Annotated in this window: 15 protein-coding genes and 1 pseudogene; 3 read left to right on the top strand and 13 right to left on the bottom strand. The window is 61.5% G+C overall.

Annotated features, from left to right (window positions below):
- Positions 1-87: 87 nt before the first annotated feature.
- The 4 genes from AB3X96_RS33555 to AB3X96_RS33570 form a co-directional block, all read right to left on the bottom strand.
- Positions 88-1245, bottom strand: coding sequence for a pyridoxal-phosphate dependent enzyme (locus tag AB3X96_RS33555; RefSeq protein WP_368593044.1), 1158 nt, complete (start codon positions 1243-1245; stop codon positions 88-90).
- Between the two features lie 280 nt (positions 1246-1525).
- Entirely contained in the window at positions 1526-2497 is a 972-nt protein-coding gene (locus AB3X96_RS33560) for an ornithine cyclodeaminase family protein (RefSeq protein WP_368593045.1), read from the bottom strand.
- On the bottom strand, positions 2487-3116 hold the full coding sequence (locus tag AB3X96_RS33565; protein ID WP_176384734.1) for a transcriptional regulator: 630 nt from the start codon (positions 3114-3116) through the stop codon (positions 2487-2489). The genes AB3X96_RS33560 and AB3X96_RS33565 overlap by 11 nt, the downstream gene beginning before the upstream one ends.
- A 649-nt stretch (positions 3117-3765) precedes the next feature.
- Positions 3766-4314 carry a mucin-associated surface protein gene (locus AB3X96_RS33570; protein ID WP_368593046.1) on the bottom strand — a complete coding sequence of 183 codons (549 nt, stop codon included), beginning with the start codon at positions 4312-4314 and terminating at the stop codon, positions 3766-3768.
- 734 nt (positions 4315-5048) lie between these two features.
- On the opposite strand from AB3X96_RS33570, the gene AB3X96_RS33575 reads away from it, so the two are divergent.
- Positions 5049-6266, top strand: coding sequence for a hypothetical protein (locus AB3X96_RS33575; RefSeq protein WP_368593047.1), 1218 nt, complete (start codon positions 5049-5051; stop codon positions 6264-6266).
- 241 nt (positions 6267-6507) lie between these two features.
- Here AB3X96_RS33575 and AB3X96_RS33580 read toward each other — a convergent pair.
- From AB3X96_RS33580 to AB3X96_RS33615, 8 genes and pseudogenes are all read right to left on the bottom strand, one after another.
- Positions 6508-6712: pseudogene (locus AB3X96_RS33580) on the bottom strand (DUF1289 domain-containing protein).
- 8 nt (positions 6713-6720) lie between these two features.
- Positions 6721-8010, bottom strand: a complete 1290-nt coding sequence (dmeF, locus tag AB3X96_RS33585; protein ID WP_368593048.1) for a CDF family Co(II)/Ni(II) efflux transporter DmeF — start codon at positions 8008-8010, stop codon at positions 6721-6723.
- Between the two features lie 9 nt (positions 8011-8019).
- Positions 8020-8292, bottom strand: a complete 273-nt coding sequence (locus tag AB3X96_RS33590) for a metal/formaldehyde-sensitive transcriptional repressor (RefSeq protein WP_368593049.1) — start codon at positions 8290-8292, stop codon at positions 8020-8022.
- A gap of 301 nt (positions 8293-8593) precedes the next feature.
- On the bottom strand, positions 8594-9715 hold the full coding sequence (locus tag AB3X96_RS33595) for a hypothetical protein (protein ID WP_368593050.1): 1122 nt from the start codon (positions 9713-9715) through the stop codon (positions 8594-8596).
- A 40-nt stretch (positions 9716-9755) separates the two neighbouring features.
- Entirely contained in the window at positions 9756-11075 is a 1320-nt protein-coding gene (locus AB3X96_RS33600) for a hypothetical protein (RefSeq protein ID WP_368593051.1), read from the bottom strand.
- A 25-nt stretch (positions 11076-11100) separates the two neighbouring features.
- Positions 11101-12360, bottom strand: a complete 1260-nt coding sequence (locus AB3X96_RS33605) for a hypothetical protein (RefSeq protein WP_368593052.1) — start codon at positions 12358-12360, stop codon at positions 11101-11103.
- Between the two features lie 45 nt (positions 12361-12405).
- Complete coding sequence (locus AB3X96_RS33610) at positions 12406-13191, bottom strand: NADPH-dependent F420 reductase (protein WP_368593053.1); 786 nt, start codon at positions 13189-13191, stop codon at positions 12406-12408.
- Positions 13112-13360 (bottom strand): aldehyde dehydrogenase family protein, encoded by a 249-nt coding sequence (locus tag AB3X96_RS33615; RefSeq protein WP_368593054.1) that lies wholly within the window; start codon positions 13358-13360, stop codon positions 13112-13114. The genes AB3X96_RS33610 and AB3X96_RS33615 overlap by 80 nt, the downstream gene beginning before the upstream one ends.
- Positions 13361-13985: 625 nt before the next feature.
- On the opposite strand from AB3X96_RS33615, the gene AB3X96_RS33620 reads away from it, so the two are divergent.
- A complete protein-coding gene (locus tag AB3X96_RS33620; RefSeq protein WP_368593055.1) occupies positions 13986-14897 on the top strand; it encodes a LysR family transcriptional regulator in 912 nt (303 codons plus the stop codon).
- 57 nt (positions 14898-14954) lie between these two features.
- Here AB3X96_RS33620 and AB3X96_RS33625 read toward each other — a convergent pair whose 3' ends face one another.
- Positions 14955-15977, bottom strand: coding sequence for a LysR family transcriptional regulator (locus tag AB3X96_RS33625; protein WP_368593056.1), 1023 nt, complete (start codon positions 15975-15977; stop codon positions 14955-14957).
- A 126-nt stretch (positions 15978-16103) separates the two neighbouring features.
- Here AB3X96_RS33625 and AB3X96_RS33630 point away from each other — a divergent pair, with 126 nt between their 5' ends.
- Positions 16104-17081, top strand: a complete 978-nt coding sequence (locus tag AB3X96_RS33630; protein WP_176107341.1) for a zinc-binding alcohol dehydrogenase family protein — start codon at positions 16104-16106, stop codon at positions 17079-17081.
- Positions 17082-17487: the final 406 nt, after the last annotated feature.

The raw sequence follows: 17487 nt of genomic DNA on the forward strand, positions 1-17487 counted from the left end.
TCGCGCTTGCCTTTCGTGTCGGTGCCGAACGCATTGCCGCGTCGAGCGACGCTCGGTGCCTTGGGCCGTCAGTGCAACATCCCGCCCTTAGTCGCCGAATACGGGCACCGTGCGCTCATTAACCGAGTAAATATCCGCGATGGCTCCCGCGTTCTTGATACCCGTGCCTGTCAACAGGACAACCGTCTCCTCTCGCGCCCGAATCGCCCCAACCTGTGTAAGCCGATCAAATCCTGCAACCGCAGTCGCCGAAGTCAGCTCAGGCAGAAGGCCTAATCGCGCAATCCGCCTGAGAGCTTCAACGATTGCTTCTTCTTCCACAGCCACAGTCGTGCCGCCCGTCTCTCTGACAGCGTTGAGCACTTGCGCCAGCCGCAGAGGATGGGCGATGGCCGTCCCCTCGGAGACTGTCTTTCGAACCTCGCGCGGAACGGGAGTCGTGACGCCCGCCTGGAAGCTAGCATCGATGGGAGAGCAGTTCAATGGCTGGCAAACGAAGAGCTTGGGCATTTTGTGAATCTGACCCGCGCGCATCAGTTCCGAGAACGCCAGATAACAGCCAAGTACATTGCTGCCCGCGCCTGCAGGCATGACGATGTTATCCGGCGCCTGGAAGTTGAGGTCCTCCCAGATCTCGTAGCCGACCGACTTGGTCCCTTCGAGGAAAAATGGCTGCCAATTGTGGCTGGCGTAGAAGATGCTCGCGGACTGCCGGACTGCCTCATCCTCACACGCCTGTCGAGGCCCGTCGACCAGTTGTACCTCCGCCCCGTAGGCTCGCATCTGGGCGATCTTCGCGGGCGACGCGTATGCGGGCGCCAGAATCTTCACGCGCATAGCGCCTGCAGCGCCATAAGCCGCCACCGACGCTCCGCCGTTGCCTGAACTGTCCTCCAGAACGGACGTGATACCTTGTTGCCGTAACATCGAAAGCATCACCGTGGTGCCGCGATCCTTGAAGCTGCTTGTGGGGCTGAACCACTCCAGCTTGAAATGCGGCCGGTAGTCGTCCCATGTCTTCTGGATCAGGGGGGTGCAACCTTCCCCCATGGAGATGGGGGAGACGATCTCGACGGCGAGCGATGCGCGATAGCGCCATTGGGAGCGAGTGTGTCGGTCGATGTCATCTCGGGAAATTCCAGCCAGCGGCGAGATCAAGAGCGGTTTGCGGTTGTCCGAACACCACCGAGGCGTGTCTAAAGGATAGGTCGCGCCGCTGAGCGGCTCAACATAGTGCGATTTCAAGTTTCTGACTCCTGGTTGGCGCATACCGGATCGCTGCAAGAGCAAGACGACGATGGCCATGACGTTGTGGGGTGTTGCGGGAAGGCCATTGGTTGATGAAAAGGTGGCCCTTAGGGAGCCAAACGCCAGGCGCCCTTAGCGTCAGGAATTGATCGGTTGAGGCCGCCATCGACGACGTGCGGGGAGGTCGCGCGGCGACGTGCGATGAAGGCGAGGAGGATGCACGGTGCGGGTCATCATCGTGGATCCTCCGGATTCTGGGTTCAGGCCAGGACAGCGATCACCAGGGCCACGCCACGGTGACTCCGAGGCCGAGGTCAGTGGCGCGGCGGTGGATCAATCGAGCGACGGTCAAGTCCTGCAAGGCCAGGCCGGTCATGTCGAAAACGCTGATATCTGTCGGGTCGCGCCGCCATTGGGCATGGCCCGTGAGCAGGTCTCCCATCTCGACGGAAGGCGTCTGCGGTGCCCATTGCAGTTCTCCAAGCTCGCGGGCCTGCTCCAGGTCATCGACGACGATCCGGGCTCGATCCAGGACGCCCACGGGGAGCTCGCGCTTGCCTCGGGTGTCCGCGCCGACGCAGTTCAAATGCGTCCCAGCCCGGAGGGCTGTTTCATCGAAAAGTGGGCCGCTACCGGTCGTCGCGGTGATAATGAGGTCGCTTTGGGCGACCGCCTCATCCGCATTCACGGCGCATCTCAACATGCATTGGTCCGCAAACAAAGATTCAAAGTCTGCCTGCGGTTCCCGATCCAACGAGACGTAATTTACGTGCGTCAGCGAAGGCAGCGTTCTGAGCGCAAACGCGAGTTGAGCCTTGGCCTGGATGCCGGTGCCGAAGACCGTGGCCACGGCGGTGTCCTGACGGGCGAGCAAAGAGAGACCAAGGGCGCCGGCCGCAGCAGTACGTGCTGTGGTGATGGCATTGCCGTCGATTACGCACAGGGGCCGGCCGGTGGCCGGATCGAATAGCAGTACCGTGGCCTGATGCGCTTCGCCACCGATTGACCGGTTCGACGGCCAGAAGCCGGCTGCCTTGAACCCCAGCAGGTCCTGGCTACCGACATCGCCGGACTTGATGCCAAAGATACCGCCTGTGTTCAGCTTCTCTCGAACCACCGGAAACACGCGGCCCGCCCGCCGTCCGTGGAGTTCGAAAGCCTCACGCACCGCGGCGATGACATCGTCGGGTACGAGCAGTTGCTCGACGACGTGCTTGTCGACGAGGAGGAGCGTGGCGTCACTTGGCATCGCTGTATACCGTAGCGCGTGACACGCCCAGGTGGGCGGCGATGGTGTCCATCGCGCGACGGACCTCAAGCAGGCCACCCGCTTTGAGTTCCTTGAGCAGCGAGCGACGATCCTCCGGCCTGAGCGAGCGTGGTGTCGATGCCAGGCGTGCGGCGAACTCGTCGATACGGGCACGAATTTGGTCCGCGTTAGCAGGGTCCAGCGATTCCCTGGCCGGCGTGCTGCCCTCGACCGCCGTGAACCTGCTCAGCGCGTTCTGGAACCCGTGGAACAGGGTGAGGTCGACATTCATGCACAGCGCGGCGATGTAGTCGCCCTTGGAGTCCTTGATACCGATGGAAGTGCTTTTTACCTGTCGGCCATCCGAGAACTGGTTCGGATAGTTGGCGATGATCTGCTCATAGGCAGGGTCCATGATCCGCGCCAGACCAAGTTCGGTCGCAGGTTGTCCGACCTCGCGACCCGACAGATTATTGTGGATCGCGAGCACCGCATGCTCCGGATCCAGAAGGTCATGCACCACGACCTCGGTGAAGGGGGCGAAGGTCAGGGCCAGCCCTTCGGCGACCTGTTTGATCTGCCCCAGCAGTAGCTGCTGTTCAGGAGTTTTCTTCGGCATGTTGGGTCCAGTCGTTTTCTTTGGCATGCTGGGCAGTTTGGCTATTACTAGAAGATTTGTCAAACCCCTAACAAACCGTCCAGATGAAAATCCCGAGCCTTGTTTGGCGAGGAGCTTCCAACGCCTGATAAATCGGTGCATGCACGACAACATGCTCATCCACGCTCTAGTGGATTCCTCTGACCTGACACCCCGCCAGAAGGCGTTCTGATCGGGCCCGTCACAGATCTGTGGCACCCCTTTCGGCCCGTGCAGTGCACGGTGCCGTCCGTCACCTTGCCGCGAAGCGCTCGAACACAGGGAACCCCGATGGCGCGCATTCACACTTTTCCGCAATTAACCGAACGCGGCGACGATAGGCGTTTGCGCGTAATGTGTACCCCATGCTCGTTCGATCGCTCCAACAGGCAACCTTCCGACTCTTGCTAAAGCAACGGCCGGTTCCTGACTCGATCCGACGTTTGAACGTCTGCGCGACCGTGCGAGCAAATGACGCCTCATGGCCGCTGGCAGTCTTATGCCTCCCGCACCGATCGTGCCGCCGTCCGTAGCCCGATAAATCCCCGGCTGTGGCTCCGGCACCGGTTACGCAACTCCCGGTGCCGGGTGCGAAACGGGGCGGTACAAGGATTGCCCGGAGTGCCGATCGTCAATCCTCGTTGACTTCGCCGTCTTGGTCGACGGCCGGATCTACTGGATCGGCCGCTGGGTTCTCATCAGCGGGTGCGCCGGCATCCGCCCCCGCACTTTCAGCAACCTGCGCATCAACGGCGTCGCCTGACTCAACTTCCGCCACAGCTGCACCGTCGCTTGACCCGGCTTGCGCAACTTCTGCAACGTCGCCTGACTGAGCTTCCACCAGATCCGCAACGTCGCCCGACTCAGCTACCGCCGCATCTGCAACGTCGCCCGACTCAGCTACCGCCGCATCTGCAACGTCGCCCGACTCAGCTACCGCCGCATCCGCAACGTCGGCTGACTCAGCTACCGCCGCATCCGCAACGTCGGCTGACTCAGCTACCGCCGCATCCGCAACGTCGGCTGACTCAGCTACCGCCTCATCTGCGACGTCGGCTGAATCAGCTACCGCCAGATCCGCAACGTCCCCTGACGCATCGGGCTCCTGGATTGACTCATCGGTCAGCGTCGTAACGATCTCATCCGGCACGCCAGCCGTGCCGTCCACGTTCAGTGTCATCGAAATCCTCATATGGTCGAGTTAATGGTAGAAACCCCCAAAGGATTCCCAATGAAATGCGCGTCGCCTACGGTCGACTTTTTTATCGCAGGCAGCGTGGCCAGCGTGGGAGAGCACATGGTCTCACATCGCTAGACCGATAATGGATCACAGCATGGACGCATTCGATCTGGATGTGTTCGCAAGCGAACACATCGCGTGACGCGCATAAAAGCCTAAGTGTTCCGCCGAACGGCCTGCTTAGTCTTCTGCTCGAACGAAGGCCGACTCGCGCACCGCGAATGCAATGCGAATACTCGTTCCCGCCGCTGCCAATCGTCGCTGCGGGCCATCGGCGTCAAGCGGTGCTGCCTCGTCCTGATCCTGTCCAGGTCGTCAGGAGCAAGGCGGCTGAGCCGAGGCGTCGGCAAGCGCATTTCGACTGCTATCGCCGGAATATTTGCCGCGCGCAGCCGTTTAGTGCGTACGTGCGGTCCCCTCCGTCTCGCGGCCGGGCCGCCGTGACTGCCGGACCGGTCGTGCCGGCAAGAACGGTGTTGCCGCGCACCTTGCCACAACGCCGCCTTTGTATCGCCTGATGCATCACCCGCCGCCGGTGAGGGGCCTTCGCGCGCTCGCCGTGGCGCAAATGCAACTCATCAGGCGGGATCGCTCGCGACAGCCAGCACACCACCCACAGGGCGTTCGCGCGTAGGTGGATGGAGGCTGCCGCAGCTTTCGTGGAGAGTCGAGTCATGAAAACTGTCATCACACGCCTGGCTCCGCGTCTTGCGGCGCCTGCCAACCCCGCGCAAGCAACGCAGCCCATGCTCGCGCGAAGTACTGCCCGTTCGGGCCGTCCCGCGCGCAGCGCACGCGGCCACCCGTGGCGCCGTCTGCTGCTCGCGCTGTGCGGCATCGGCGTCGCGCTCGGCGCAGCAAACTTTGCGTACGCCGAAGATTCCGTCCCATTGCTGCCGCCACCCTCGGTCACATCGACCACCGTGCCGGCCAATGGTGACCTCAATCCGTATGGCGTCGCCTTCGTGCCGGCCGGTTTTCCCACCTACGGCACCATCGCACCGGGCGACCTGCTGGTGTCTAACTTCAACAATGCGCAGAACGTGCAGGGCACCGGCACTACCATCGTCAAGATCGTGCCGGGCGCGAAGCAGGCCACGACGTTCTTCCAGGGCCCCCCCGGGCTTGGCCTCACCATGGCGCTCAATGTGCTGCGCGGCGGCTTCGTGCTGGTCGGCAACACCCCCACTACTGACGGCACGTTCCACACGATAAAACCCGGCTCGCTGATCATCGTGAACCGCAGCGGCAACATGATCGCGCAGTGGACGACCGCCGCGAAGATCGATGGACCATGGGGTATGACGGTCTTCGACCAGGGCGATCGCGCGAAAGTGTTCGTCTCGAACGTGCTGAACGGAACCGTTGTGCGGCTCGACGTCACGGTCGACGACAGCGGCGTGCATCTCGTGAGGGCAATCCAGGTCGCATCCGGCTACCAGTTCCGCGGCGACCCGGCAGCAGTGGAGATCGGGCCTGCCGGGCTCGTGTACGATCCGTTACGCGATGTGCTCTACGTTGCGTCGATCGTCGACAATGCGATCTTCGCAGTGTTCGGCGCGGGCACCTCACAGCATGACGGCGGCAAGGGCGTGGTGATCTACGCGGACAACAAGCACCTGCATGGAGCGCTCGGTCTTGCGTCAGGACCGAACGGCCATCTCTTCACCTCAAACGGCGACGCGATCAACCCCGATCCGGCACAGCCGAGTGAACTCGTCGAGTTCACGCCGCAAGGGCAATTCGTTGCGCAACTGCCGATTGATCCGGCGCCAGACGGTGCGTTCGGCATCGCGTTTGGTCGGGTGATGGACGAGCACGTGCACTTTGCCGCGGTCGACGACAATACCAACGCAGTCACGGACTGGAAATTGCCGTTTGAGGAACAGTGACGGATCCGGCGGTGCCATCAGCCACGGTGCAGCTGTGACCCGACTCGCGCCGCGGCAGGCGCAATACACGCTACGGGGTAAAGGGGTTGATGGTACAAGCATGAAAAGTACGGCCGATCGTTCATGGCCGACTGCCTGAAGCGGTCGGCCGTACCTCCGCCGTTGACCGGTTCCCCGCGAACGGACCACAAGGCGCTGCAGAACGGACACTCAAGTGGTGTAAGCCCACACACCCACCTCTTCAGCATTCCGCTTGGGCCGTCGGTGCGCCCCGTATCACCTTCGCCCGTCGCCGGGATTTCTCATTCAGGATCTGGCGCCGCCGGTAGTCCGTCAGCTTCTTCCAATCCCGAATTTCTTCTCGAGTTCGAAAGAAAGCAACCGATGCAGAGCTCGGTTTTACCGTCGGAAGCGCATACCTCGACATACGGTGATTTGACTGCCATCGCTTGTCTCAGGCGCCGGCACGCGTCGGATTCACTTCTACCGTCACGTGTGACAGCCCCTTAAAGCGTTTGAGCGCCGCGTGATAGAAGCTCGGGCTGCGTTGTATTTCATTGGTGACGACCGATACCACCGCGCTCATGTGCCCGGGGCCGACGCGCCAGACATGTAGGTCAAGCACGGCGTCACCGTTGTCTTCAATGACGTGACGAACGTTTTCGGCCATGCGCTTATCCAGATTCATGTCGAGCAGAATGCCTCCCGTATCGCGCATCAGGCCCCACGACCAGTTCGCAATTACCAGGGCGCCGATTACGCCTGCGAGCGGGTCCATCCAGGCCCAGCCGAACGCACGGGCCAGCAGGAGGCCGATGATCGCGAGCACGGAAACTGCCGCGTCTGCGATGACATGAATGTAGGCCGAGCGAATATTGTGATCGCGATTCGCCGCTACATGCGCTTCGTCGTGACTGTGATCGTGTTCTTCGAACTCGATCGAGTGTTCACCATCGGGCAAGCTGACAATGGCCCTGAATGCATGTGGCTCGGGAATGTCATCTTTCGACTCCAGATAGCTCCCACGGTCTTCAAACGTGAAGGTTTGCCGGGAACCATCGGGCCGAATCGTCGTGATTGATACCACGTCGGTGGTCAGCCTCGAAGAAGCCATTTCAGGCGTGATGCGGAAAACGGGCGGCACACCATCTTCGAAGACCGACACGGCGAAAACGCCCGCGTTACCGAAGATGCGATGCGCCTCTTCCTCATGACCGTGTGCGTCTTCATGTCCATGCCCGTGACCGTGGCTGTGCCCATGTCCATGATCGTGGCCGTGGTGGTTTCCGCTGAGCAGCCAGACGCTTGCGAGATTCACCAGCAGGCCGAGCACCGCGATGGGAATCGCTTGACCGAAGTGGATGGGCACGGGCGAGAGAAAGCGCGAAATGGCTTCATATCCAATCAGCAGCGCGATCATGGCAAGCACGATAGCGCTGGTAAAACCCGCCAGGTCGCCCAGCTTGCCGGTGCCGAATACGAAGCGGCTATCGCTCGCGTGTCTGCGCGCGTAGGTGTATGCCAAAGCGGCGATCAGCATTGCGCCGGCGTGTGTCGACATGTGCAGGCCATCGGCGACGAGCGCCAGCGAGCCGAACAGGCTTCCGCCAACAATTTCAGCCACCATCATCGCACTGCACAGTGCGATGACCATCCACGTCCTGCGCTCGTTGACTTCATGGGCCGCGCCCAGAAAGACGTGATCGTGCCCCGCTCCGAAAGCGGCATCTTCAAAGTTACTCATGGTTCCCTCTTACCTGAAGTAGCTGTGGACTACTTCAATCAGCTGCTCGGTGCCGCTGCCGTGCTCGTCGTCCGGCTCTGCGTCGACGAGATGCGTCCGGATGTGGTCTTCGAGAACCACGGCGAGCAACCCGTTCATCGCGCCACGGCTGCTGGTGATGAGCTGGAGCACATCCATGCAGCCGCGCTCCTCTTCAAGTGCACGCTCGATGGCCTCAACCTGTCCCTTGATGCGGCGAACGCGGTTGAGCAGCTTCTGTTTCTCGCGAATCGTATGGCTCACGGCTAGCCCTCTGAATACAGTAGGGTGCTATGTTACGCTGGATAGGGTACGGGGGTATACGTTTCTTTAATGTTGAACGGTTTGGCGTAGATCATTGTCGGTGCGGCACTTAGTCCAGAGGACCGCAGGCTTCTGGGTGGTGTGCGCCCAAATCGTATGGCTGTTTGGCAGCATCAGCCGACATCCTCGTGCAACGAACGAGGGGGATCGTCCTGCGTTGCGTACACAGCCATGTCGAACTCGAGGTCCACGACGCGGTGAACGACTAGCCGCCGAAGGCCAAGGGTTGCCGCCACGCTCGTTACGCTGAATTCGCTGCTCGTGTGAGTTCAAAGCGAATCCTGTGGTTGGTGCGTTCCACGGTCAATTCGCGGTGCGCTCGGAGCGGCCCGTCAAACGCCTCGAACAGGTTGTTGCCGCAGACGTCTTCAAGGTACGGCGCGACGCGAATGGCTGGCCGCGTCGCCGTCCAGGGCGAATCCGGCGTAAAGGTCCAGCGTCTTTCGCCCTTTTCGATCGCCACGCGCCCTGCTACCGGAAGTCCGTCGTCGCCCACGACCATAATCGCGCGCCGCAGCAACGCCCAATCCAGCGGCCTGGGAAACACCATCTCCAGGGGTTGATAACTCTGCGCCGCAGGAGGTAGAAGCGTCCAATCCGCGAGCGCAACGGGCTCCCGGACCGCCTGAGCGACAACGAAAGGCTTGTAGAAATTCTGCCGTAGCGGACGACCGGACGAGTCGACCATTGCAGAGCCGATGGCCAATGCGTAGCGTTGCCCCAACCTCAGCGGCGGACCCAGTTCCCGATTGGGACCTACCCAGCGTTTCAACCTGCCCGGATCCAGCAGAACCGTCAGGCATCGCATGTTCCTGTCCCAAAACTCCAGCGCAGGCCGATAGAGCACGTCGTGCGCAGGCCGTCCATCGGGGCCGATGAGACGGATCTGCGCCTCGGCACCGCCACGCCGCATGGGGCTGGAAAAGCAAACGTAGAAGCGAAGCAGGTTTTCCGGCAGCACATCGGCGGATGGAAAGACACCCGTCACCGAAGCCGGGTCGTCCCCGATCGGGTTCGGTAGCGAGAATTCGAGCGTCAGCACGTCCGCATACCCGACCCGGCCGAGCGGCCGCGGATCGAAGCTTGCCCGATAGCGAACGCCCGGTTCGAACGGAAAACGCGGAACGAATCGCACCCCGGCCTCCAGAAGCTGATAGCGGCCGGTCACATCGGGAAGTTCGTCGCCGCCGCGCATGGCAGCATCGATGACGTTCACACGCAGCACGGATTGCAGCTGGCGGGCCGTTCCCTGGCGTTCGACGAGAAACTCAACGAGATCCGCATCGAGGTTGTACACGCCGACGCAAGCCGCCCCGCTCCGCTGTGTCTCGTGCTCGACCCGCAGTGTTGGCTGAAGTGTCATTGGCATCCTTACCCAGTCTCGTTGCGTGATCTGCCCACCGCTACGCGTGGTCGATCTCGTTGCGATGTTCGCGGTAGTGGAACGGATCGGGACCATTCGGCCAGTTCATTTCCGCCATTCCCAATCTGCGGTCGAAGAAGTACGGAACCATCAGCGTGCCGATGTCCAGCCGCCAGGACGTCTTCGGATGCCGCCAGATCACGACTGCCCATCGTGGATCGAGAATCGCGATATGTTCCGCCCGGATCGGCAGATCGCGCTGCGTACGCCCGAGGCCACCCGGCCCGAAATCAATGGGGCCACCGGTCGGCTCGGGTTTCGCGGTCGTCAACTCCGCAGCCTCGATACGCGACGCGCTGCGTACATCGATGGTGACCAGCAAGTAATCCTTATGGTCTGTCGGATCCGTATAAGTCAGCATATCCAGCGGATTCGACCCATAGCCCAGCTCGCCGATCGTGTCCCCCCGCACATGCGCGCCATCCTTCAACTCTTCCAGTTGGAAGCGAACGAGCGGCGTGCAACCATACACGGCAAACAGGTATGGTTTTCCATCCATCTCCCGGATCAGTTGCCGCACGATCGGGGCGCGCGTTTCGAACTCCCCGTGCGTCGGGTGCCAGATTTCTACGGTGCTCGTCGACAGGCGGGAACTGAACGGGTACGGGATGCGATAGAGCGTCGATGCAAAGCGCTGATTCGAGATCCCTGTGACGAAAACCTCGCCGTTGTAATACTTGACATCCGTAATCGCATAGACCTGCTGGGGCTCGAACTCCAGCATCGCCCTCTCGTCCGGCTCGTTTGGAATTGCCATTTTCGAGTGCGCAATACCGTCCAGTTCGAGCAACTCGAGCTTGCCATGATTGACCTTCACAATCGCAGCCATGGCGCCTGGTCCGCTGCCGCGCTCGACCGACATGAAGATCTGTCGCGACGGCTGATGGATCGCCATATCGTTGATGACAATATTTCCGACCGTCGTGCCGAAGAGCGCAGCGAGCTTCTGATCCACGCCCAAAACCAGATCGCGGCCTTCGAAGTTGTGAAAATTTCCCATCTCCACGTCGACCTGTGAGGTTACGTCCGAATCCTTCAGTGCGAACGCATGGACGGCCGCACCCGTGATATCGCCGACGAAGAGGACATTGTCGGGCCCGAACTCGAGGGCTCCCGCAGACCGAAGCGGTCCGCCCGGCCGCGGCAAGCCGTCCCTCTCCAAGTCGGCCCTGGCCTTTTCGCCCCCGGCCAGCGCCGGGCGGGACAAGGCAAGCATGAGTGCCGAGGTTGAGCCCGCACGCAGAAATTCGCGCCGCGCACGAGCCTCTTCCGCCATACCGGATTCTGTCGTGTGGTCCATTGCGTTCCCTGGTTGTCGTTCGATGCTAGATGGTGGCGAATCCGCCACCGGCAGCCGTCAATCCACCGCTGACTTCAAGTGCATCGATCGCGCCATGCAGTTCCAGCGGATTGACGCCTTCGCCATGCGTGATCAGGCCGCCGGCGATTGCGATCTTGCGCGCCGATCCTCCGGGCTTGATGCTGAGCGCCGTCGCTGCAAGCCGGACAACGACGCCTTTGACCAGTGAGTCGCCCGTACCGCCCCACGTCTCGATGCCCCGGCGGACGGTGATTTCACCGACAGGCTGGCTGATCTGAATGCCCACTGCGCCATCGGCATGGGTGACGACGCGCTCGAATTGCGCCGACCGCACGGTGCCCGTGTAGACATTGAAGCCGCGCGATCCCTGCCCGAACGTCTCGATCAACGCGTTGACTTCGAGCCGCTCGAGGGAGCCGAAATTCACGAAGCCGATGCCGCTCGGCCCGTGGGACGTGACCTTCCCGTCGACGATCCAGCGATCGACGGTTCCCCAGTTGTCGAGCACCATGTCATTCGAACCGTAGGTCGTCACCGGGCCGTGATTGCGCACACTGGCAACGAATGCGCCTGACACGACGAACACGCCGCCGGTGATGCGATCCGGCGTCCCGGGCGCGATGCCGCCATCGCTGTGGACGGCGCCTGTCTCCAGGCGATTCGCCACGACACGCCCGCCCGTCTCTCCGGCGCCACCAACGAAGATGCCGCTGCCGCGGACCGGCGCACCGGCACGGCCCGCCGAAAGCCCGGTGAGCTCCGCCGTGATGACCACGCCGCGGTCTTCGCTCTGATTCCAGAGCGTGAAAACGCCAGGAACGACTTCGACGCCGTATCCCTTCGGGCGCTCTTCATAGCCACGGGCGTCCGCGGCCCAAATGTCGATATCGTGTGCTTCGACATGGCCGCCAGCCACGCTGTCGCGGGCCAACAGTTGCACGACGCCCGCAACAGTCAAATGGCGCAGCACGAGCCGACCGAATCCGTCGACACGCGTGTCGTTGGAAATGGCGCGCCGATCGGGGTCCGTGGCAAGCCGCAAGCCTTCGACCCGATTGTCTGCCGACAGCTGGAGCCCGTCGCTGCCTGGCGCAAAGCGCAGGGCGGCATGTGCGTCGATGCCGGTCAGAGCCAGGCCGGGCCGCAGGCGAAGGGCTGCCACCCCATCGATCTGCGCTGAAACGACGATATGCAGAACCTGGTCGTCGTCGACTGCCGTCTGCAATTCGGCGCGCGTGGAGACGGTGCGCGTTTCGGTGTTCATGGTGAGTCGTTCCTCCATGATCTGATGCACGGCGCGCGAGGCCGCTTAGACGAGCGACACGGCCTCTTTGGCGCTGACCAGCTTGCCAAGCTTTCCATACTCGTGCAGATCGCCGCCAACCTCGATCCGGATCGACTGGTCGATGTCGCCCACGCGCACGGGAGAAAAACCGCTGACGGTAATGAGTCTTGCCACCACCTCGCCGGCTTGTGCATCGTCCGCTGCATAGAACAGCACGGCACGCTCCGGCGACCGGTTTGCTCCGGCTTCCAGCGATTCGGCGCCCAGCGTGCCGAACGCCTTGACGAGACGCGCCCGATCCGGGAGCAGCCCGGAAATCAACACGCCAGAAGATTGCTCGTCAGGAATGATCTTCCTGTATCCGCCCTTACCGTCCGGGGCGATCGGGTTTGACGGATCCACGATGATCTTCCCCGCCAGCGCCTCACGATGAGTGACGAGAAATTGCCTGATTGCGTCGAACTGGATCGCCAGCACAATGACGTCCGCCTTGGCAATTGCATCCTCGACCGTCGACGCTTCGGCATGGTTGCCGAGGTGCCGGGCCACCTCCTCGGCCTCATCCGGCGTCCTTGCCGCGACGATGATCGTCTCGCCACCAGTTACCAGATTCTTCGCCAGCCGGGAACCTATGTTTCCAAGGCCGATGATTGCCGTGCTCATGACAGTTGCGCTCCTTTCTGTTTCCCGCCTGCGTAACCGCAACGGTGCATCGCGGCGGACGATGTAATCAGTGACGCTTTGCATCCAGGCCGATCTCGTGAATGACCGTGCGATATTCGACGAAGTCGTCGATTGCCGACACACCATTCAGACGGCCCAGACCGCTCTGCTTGTAGCCGCCTTCTTCCGTCTCGTCGTAAACCACCGCCCAGTTGTTGATCCAGACCGTGCCCGCCTGCAACTGCCGCCGACAGGGAATGGTCGTTGATCTCCAGAAGTGCCGGACGATAGAAGGCACCCCGCGCGAGCGGCCCATCGTTGACGACGCCCGCAGGCAGACTAGCGACTTCGCAGAACACCTCGCACATTCGCGTGTTCGTCTGCGCGGTGAAGCCAGGCCGACCTCGCAAATTAAAAGCCATATCACACTCCCGTCCGGTTTCCCGTTTCGTTAAGAGCTACTGCTCAAACACTCGTGACACGCAATGTGTTCTGGATGGTAGCCAACCGTTCGGCTGACCGCTAACGGACATCGCGGAAATCGGATTTCCATTTCTGGAAAGCTCACGCGAGAGGCCGCTTTTGTATGCTGGAACGTGTGCCCCCGATGGGGAGGAAGAAGCCCATGCTCGCGCCAACCGAAGTGCTGTCCTCGATACTCGAGAAGCCAACCGATATCGAGCGCGTCCGTGCGCTCGTCACACCTGACATGACCTATGTTTCGCTCAACTACGACAATGCCGTTCTGAAGCGGATCATGCCGTGGGCCGGTACGTATCGCGGTGCCGAGAGCATCGAGTCGTGCTGTAGGCGACTGGATCCTTTACGTCGCCGCGGGCGGACGGCTGCCTTGCTGCCGCCCGGTTGCGGCGGTAATCTGCATCAGACGATGGAGGCCGCAGATCGCCAGCAAGGTGCGGGGCGGACGGAGCGTAACGGTAATGAAAGATCTGAATACGCTGCTGATTTTTGCGAAGGTTGTCGAGGCGAGCAGTTTCTCGGAGGGCGCGAGGCGGCTGAAGATGCCCATTTCCTCAGTGAGCCGCCGTATTGCCGAACTCGAAAATCAGCTGGGTGTTCGTTTGCTCGATCGATCCACGCATCACCTGAGGCTCACGGACTTCGGCACCGAAGTATTCGAGCTCGCGAGACAGGCCACCGAGGTCAGCGAAGCCGTCGACAATGTCATTTCGAACCGCCTGCCCGAGGTGTCCGGCGCCGTACGGCTCTGTGCGCCGCCAAACCTCTCCGATTCGCTGATCGTACCTGTCGTCGGAGCCTTTCATCAGTCTTACCCGAACGTGGAGGTCAAGGCATTCATTACCGAACGCATCGTCGACCAGATAGCCGAGGACGTCGATATCGCGTTCAAGGTCGGAACCTTCACCGACGCCACGCTCGCAGCGCGCACGCTTCTGACCTACCGGCATCAGCTCGTTGCAAGTCCAAAGTACCTCGCCAGATGCACGCCTCCGGAATCGCCGCGGGACCTTCCCGCGCACAGGCTTTTCGCGTTCTCTTTCTGGAAGCCGGACTATTGCTGGAGCTTCGTTCATGTCAATGGCCGGGATACCGAAACGGTTTCCTTCCAGCCGACAATTGCCATGAACGATTACACCGGGCTCATTGTGGCGCTGCTCGAGGGCTGCGGCATTGGGGAACTGCCGCCCATCGTCCAGCCAGACCTCGTGCGCAGCGGGCAGCTCGTCGAGGTCTTGCCGGACTGGCATCTGCCGGTGTTCGACCTGACCATCGCCAACCTGCGCGACCGCTATCTGCCCCGGCAGGTCCGCATCTTCAGGGACTTCGCGTCGAAGATGGTGCCTGGGCTCTTTGGCACCTTACCATCCTGAAAAGGCGAAAACAGGCGATACCGCCGGACCCCGTTTCAACCATTCGAAGTCCGTCCGTCAGGAGTTCGAATGTTCCGCGCTTTGCTCCGGAAAATCCGGAAACAACACGGGTGCCATTTCAATCGCGAATTCCTTGAAGAGCCTGCACGGTTTCGAAATGTGCCGGTTGCCTAAGTACACGAGTGAAAGGTCGTATGTCGGGAGGCGCCACTGCGGCATTACCTCCACCAGCTTGCCCTCGCGGACAAGATCGGGCCGGACCACAGGGGGAAGTTCACCGATGCCGGCACCCGCCAGCAACATGGAAGCGAGGCCGGCAAAATCGTTCATCGCGAATAACGGCTGGAACGTGAGCGTCTGCTTTTCCCTTCCATTCTCGTGCACGAAGCACCAGCTGCAATCCGCCTTCCAGTGCGAAAACGCAAGGAGGCGATGCTCGAGCAGATCCTGCGGTTTTCGGATCGCCCCGCAGCGCTTAAGGCAGGCGGGCGTTGCCACGATGCGATGCCGATAGGTCAGAAGGCGCCGCGCGACCAGCGACGAATCGCGCAATGCACCAACCCGGAAAACAAGGTCGACGCCGTCCGCGATATGTTCGACGTAGCGCTCGGTAACGAGAATCTGAAAACGCACGTTCGGATAGCGCTTCTGGAATTCAAGGACGAGCGGCGTCAGCAAGGTGTCCGAAACGCTCGGCGGCGCCGAAAGGCGCAAGAGCCCTGACACGTCCGAAAGATGGCTGGAAGCGACTCTGTCGATGGCCTCACTCAGCTCGACGCCTCGCACGGCTTGCTCATACACCTCCTTGCCGAGGTCGGTGAGGGTGAGATTACGCGTGGAGCGCTCCAGGAGCCGAACGCCCAGTGCCTTCTCGAACTCTGCGATGTGCCGGCTGACCGTAGAGACCGGCATGCCAAGCCGGCGTGCCGCCCCGGAAAGGCTGCCCGATTCGACCACCTTTGCGAATATCACCAGCGAGCTGAGGTTCGCCATCGCTTTTCCATCATTGGAAAACCATTGTGCGCCAATCGTCAGCGGCGTCGCAAGAACGGGCGCCAACCCCGGCGTACGAGCGCGCACGTGACATGTCATGGCACGCCGACCTTCCCGGAACTGGAAAACGTTTTTCTGCTTTTCCGTCTACCGGAAAATCGCGGCTCGTCTATGGTTTCGAATAGACACTCGCGAGCCGCAAAGGAGGCGTCGATGACGACCATGAAAGCAGCAGTGATCCACGAGCCGGGTGGCCCTGAGGTGCTCAGGCTCGAACAACGTCCCATACCGACGCCGCAGCGCGGCGAGGTGCTGATCCGCGTGAAGGCGTTCGGACTCAACCGGTCCGAAATGTTTACGCGCCAGGGATTTTCCCAGAGCGTGAAGTTTCCGCGCGTGCTGGGAATCGAGGCGGTCGGCATCGTGGAAGACGCACCGGGAATGGAGTTCGCCAAGGGCGATACGGTTGCCACCGCGATGGGAGGCTTGGGGCGTGAGTTCGACGGCAGCTATGCGGAGTACACCTGCGTACCTGCCCGGCAGGTGCAAAAACTGGTCACTGGCTTGGCTTGGGAAACGCTCGGCGCAATGCCGGAAATGCTTCAGACCGCGTGGGGCTCGCTGTTCAAGGCCCTCGCGCTGCAAGAGCGGGACCGGCTGCTGATTCGGGGCGGAACGACATCGGTTGGACTTGCCGCCGCGGCAATCGCCAAAGCGCACGGTGCGTTTGTGATTTCGACGACCCGCAATCCGCAGAAAGGCGACGCGCTGCGTGCGAATGGCGCCGACCGTGTCGTAATAGACTCGGGCGCAATCGCGCAGGAGATCGGCGAAGTGTCGCCCGGCGGCGTGGATAAAGTGCTGGAACTCATCGGAACCACGACGCTGAAGGACTCGTTGCGCTGTGCAAAACAAGGCGGCGTGGTGTGCATGACTGGCATTGTTGGCAACCAGTGGTCGTTCGATACCTTCAGTCCGATGGAAGTGATACCGAGCACGGTGAAACTCACCATTTACGACGGCGGAGTCAATGAATTCATGGCGACGCCGTATGACGAATTACTGGCGCAGGTGAAGGCCGGAACACTTCGCGTCCCCGTTGGGAAGGTTTTTCGGCTCGACGAAATCGTGGAAGCACACCGGTGCATGGAAGAGAACAAGGCTGGAGGGAAGATCGTCGTGCTGCCATGAAGGCGGCCTCCAGGCGATTGCACCGACCGATGGAAGCCCCCATCTCACGTTTCGCGATGCACAACCGACAATAGCTGGCCAGAAGGAAACCGCGCCCGCGGTGGCCTTCGAAGCACCTTCACTAGTGGCGACGCGGCCGACCTAGCCCAGAGTGCAACGCGCCGCAAAATTCCCTAATTTCCTTGCGCGGTGTGTCGACACGAAACGCCGCTATTTTTTTGGCGGCTAGATGAACGTCAAGCTGGCCGCAACCCGGCTAGCCGGAGTCGTCACGACGACCGCAAAGCGGAATGTCCGAAATGAACCCTGAGAGCCTGCGACGCTGGGTCCGAACTTGCCTTCTGCAGCGGTGCGCTGCCAATTCGCTCGTCGCGCTCGGCTAAGGTTCGCCTTCGCGACCTACGCC

Origin of the sequence: Paraburkholderia sp. BR13439 (genome assembly GCF_040948805.1) — a bacterium.
Lineage (GTDB): Bacteria > Pseudomonadota > Gammaproteobacteria > Burkholderiales > Burkholderiaceae > Paraburkholderia > Paraburkholderia youngii.